Genomic DNA, 983 nt, shown 5'->3' with positions numbered 1-983 from the left:
CGCCACGAGGACCCCACCGGGTGCTTGCGCCGACGAAACACTTTGGCCAGCACCGGCAGCATCTTCAGTGACCAGCGGTGGACGGTTGCGTGGTCGACCAGCACCCCGCGCTCGGCCATCATCTCTTCCAGGTTGCGCAGGCTCAAAGGGTAGGCCGCGTACCAGCGAACGCACACCAGCATGATCTCCAGCGGGAAATGCAGCCGCCTGATGACCCCTCGCAGGGTCGAGTTCGCAAGTTGGACGTGCAGCGGTACCATGAGCTGCATTGTGGACAACCGGCTTATCGCGACAGATCCTTTCATCCCCACCTACAGCTCCTGGCTGAACCAGGTCGAACGCTTCTTTGCGCTGATCACTGACAAGGCCATTCGCCGCGGCTCGTTCACCAGCGTCAAGCAACTCGTCCAACGCATCGATCAGTTCGTGACCCACCACAACGCCAACTCCCAGCCGTTTCGCTGGACAGCCACCGCTGAATCGATCCTTGAAAAGCTTCATGGACTTTGCTCACATATCAGCGGGACAGAGCACTAGATGGCATGCGAGCAAAAGGCCTTCAACCGGGGCCGTGGCATGCTGTACAGGTGGGCCGACCCCGATCGCACGAGCGCATCACATCTCTCGTTCGCTCGAAGCCAAGAGCCCTTTGCTCGGCGACTCGTGTTCATCTGTCGTTCGCCGAAAGGCGCTTCTGCGCTATCGTTTTACGTCTGTGCGGATTGCCACCGCGTCAGCGGCCTCGGCTTGCCAGCCGCCGCCGAGGGCCTTGAATGCACTGACCGCGGCGCGCGCCGCCTCCGTTTGCGCCTGCGCTCTCGCATCGGCCACACGCAGGAGGCTCTCGTCCGCTTGCAACACTTCGATCAGGCTGACGACACCTCGCTGATAGGCCGCAAACGAGGCGCCTCGTGCACGACCGAGCGCCGCCTCGCCCTGCGCTAGCAAGGCAGCTTGATCTTCACGCTTGACCAGGGCGGAGA

3 pseudogenes are annotated in these 983 nt (G+C 62.3%); 1 reads left to right on the top strand and 2 read right to left on the bottom strand.

Annotated elements, in window-relative coordinates:
- A pseudogene (locus AC1D2E_RS35975) lies at window positions 1-260 on the bottom strand (IS6 family transposase); the annotation flags it as partial.
- Between the two features lie 40 nt (window positions 261-300).
- Between AC1D2E_RS35975 and AC1D2E_RS35970 the strand changes: the two are divergent.
- A pseudogene (locus AC1D2E_RS35970) lies at window positions 301-537 on the top strand (IS630 family transposase); the annotation flags it as partial.
- 162 nt (window positions 538-699) lie between these two features.
- On the opposite strand, the pseudogene AC1D2E_RS35965 reads toward AC1D2E_RS35970, so the two are convergent.
- Window positions 700-983 (bottom strand): annotated as a pseudogene (locus AC1D2E_RS35965) (TolC family protein); the annotation flags it as partial.

The sequence above is a fragment of the Variovorax sp. P1_H2 genome, from assembly GCF_056405295.1.
The sequence above is the reverse complement of the archived record's forward strand: the minus strand, read 5'-3'. Positions and strand labels throughout refer to the sequence as shown.